Source organism: Actinosynnema sp. NPDC023658, assembly GCF_040639995.1.
Classification (GTDB): Bacteria; Actinomycetota; Actinomycetes; order Mycobacteriales; family Pseudonocardiaceae; genus Actinosynnema.
The window spans coordinates 1-2,411 of record NZ_JBFAAX010000844.1; the positions used below are offsets into that span (position 1 = coordinate 1).

Here is a 2,411-nt window from a genome sequence, read left to right on the forward strand (position 1 = left end):
CGCCGACCGGTTGGCGTTCTACCCGGACTGGCCCGCACCCGGCTTCTACGACCAGCAGGTCTCGTCGGTGCAGAAGCTCATCACCGGTCAGCTCGGGCCGCACGAGGTGCTGACCGAGATCGCGGACTACTACAAGGAGAACCTGGCGAGCGTCGGCAAATGAGCCTGGTCCCCGCCTCGATCCGCGGTCGCGGGTCGTACCTCCTCTTCCTGATCCCCGGCGGTCTGCTGCTGCTCGCGGTGGTGCTCGTGCCGTTCGCGATGAACATCGGCATCAGCTTCACCGAGTGGTCCGGCGCGGGCGATCCCGAGTGGGTCGGCCTGGACAACTACGCGCGGTTGATGTCGGACGGCACGTTCTGGGCGTCGTTCCGGCACAACGTCGGCCTGGTGGTGGCGATGGCGGTCCTGCCGACCCTGGCGGGGCTCGTCATCGCCGCGGCCCTGTTCGACTTCATCGGCAAGCACTTCGGCGCGCGCCACGCCGCCGTGCTGCGGGCGTGCGTCTACCTGCCGCAGGTGCTGCCCATCGCGGTGGCCGGGATCGTGTGGGGCTGGATCCTGGCCCCGCGGGACGGCGCGCTGAACGAGGTGCTGCGCGCCGTCGGGCTGGACTCGTTCGCGCAGAACTGGCTCGGTGACCCGGACCTGGCGCTGTGGACCGTGATGGGCGTGATGCTGTGGATCCAGGTCGGCTACCCGGTGGTGATCTTCATGGCCGGGATGCAGCGGGTGGACCCGTCCCTGCACGAGGCCGCCGAGCTGGACGGCGCGTCGTGGTGGGGCCGGTTCTTCCACGTCACCGTGCCGCAGATCCGACCCGAGATCTTCGTCGTGCTGCTGACCTGCACGATCGCCGCGCTCAAGGTGTTCGCGCCGATCTACGTGCTGACCAGGGGAGGACCGGGCGGGTCGACGAACGTGCCGTCGTACTACTCGTTCCAGAACTTCTTCGAGAAGACCCAGGTCGGGTACGGCGCGGCCATCGCGACCGTGCTCACGGTGCTGATCCTGGTGCTCACGTCGGTGTTCCTGCGCGTGCAGAACCGGGGTGAGGCCTGATGAGGCGGCACGCGGTGCTGTGGTCGATGGTCCTGCTCGCCCTGGTGATGCTGGCGCCGTTCTTCCTGGTGGCGCTCAACGCGGTGAAGACGCCGGAGGAGTACTCCACCGGCGGGCCGCTGAGCCTGCCGGGCGGGGTGTCGCTGGACGGCATCATCGCGTTCTGGGAACGGGTGGACTTCGGCGAGAAGCTGCTCAACAGCGTGGTGATCAGCGGGTCGGTGGCGGTGCTCGCGGTCGTGGTGTCGGTGTTCAACGCCTACGCGCTGGGCATCGGCCGGGTCCGCGGCAGGCTGTGGATCCTGGTGGTGTTCCTCATCGCGAACACCCTGCCGCAGGAGGCGCTGGTCTACCCGCTGTACTTCCTGGCCAAGGAGGCCGGGCTGTACGACACGAAGCTGGCCGTGATCATCATCTTCACGGTGGTCCAGGCCGCCTTCGGCACCTACCTGCTCACCTCGACGCTCGGCGGCTTCCCGCGCGAACTGCTGGAGGCCGCCCGCATCGACGGCGCGAACAAGTGGCAGACGCTGGTGCGCATCGTGGTGCCGATCAGCAGGCCCACCCTGGGTGTGCTGTTCGTGTTCTTCTTCATCTGGACCTGGAACGAGTTCTTCCTCCCGCTGGTGCTGCTGATCTCCAACGAGAACCAGACCGTGCCGGTGGCACTCGGGGTGCTGCAGGGCCAGCGGATGATGGACGCCACGATGACCAGCGCCTCGGCGCTGCTCGGGGTCATCCCGGCCATCGTGTTCTTCCTGATCTTCCAGCGCGCGTTGACCCGCGGCGTCACGGCGGGAGCGATCAAGTGACGGGCTGGTCCCGTCACCGCGCGCACCGGTCGTCGCCCACGCGGGTGGCAGACCGCTCCGGTTCCACCCCCACCGCGCCGGACCACGTGGCGGCGCACCCCGGCCCACCACCGAGGACCGGGTCGAACGGCACGACTATCCCGACCGACGGTCCGCCACGCGGGCCGGACGAGCCGGGACCTGCTCCTCCCGGCCGCAGGCGGCCGGGCTTTCGCGGATTGGAGTTCGGGTGAAGTTCAGCGACGGGTACTGGTTGCTGCGACCGGGCGTCGAGGGCGCCTACCCGGTCGAGGTGCGCGACGTCACCGCGGGGAACGGGGAGGTCGTCGTGCACGCGTCGACCCACCCGATCCGGCACCGCGGCGACACGCTGAAGGGGCCCGTGGTCACGCTGGGCCTCACCTCGCCCATGGCCGACGTGGTCGGCGTGCGGATCACGCACTTCTCCGGTGAGACGCCCAGGGAGCCCTCGTTCGCGTTGGCGCGATGCCCAGCAGGAACGCGCCCACCGCCGCCGACACCTGCAGCTGCGACGCC

Annotated in this window: 2 protein-coding genes and 1 pseudogene; all 3 read left to right on the top strand. The window is 69.3% G+C overall.

Annotated features, from left to right (window positions below):
* Nucleotides 1-159 precede the first annotated feature (159 nt).
* Nucleotides 160-1,062 carry a sugar ABC transporter permease gene (locus tag AB0G02_RS35465; protein ID WP_360803406.1) on the top strand — a complete coding sequence of 301 codons (903 nt, stop codon included), beginning with the start codon at nt 160-162 and terminating at the stop codon, nt 1,060-1,062.
* A complete protein-coding gene (locus AB0G02_RS35470; protein ID WP_360803409.1) occupies nt 1,062-1,874 on the top strand; it encodes a carbohydrate ABC transporter permease in 813 nt (270 codons plus the stop codon). Before AB0G02_RS35465 ends, AB0G02_RS35470 begins: the two co-directional genes overlap by 1 nt.
* 229 nt (nt 1,875-2,103) lie before the next feature.
* A pseudogene (locus AB0G02_RS35475) lies at nt 2,104-2,411 on the top strand (hypothetical protein); the annotation flags it as partial.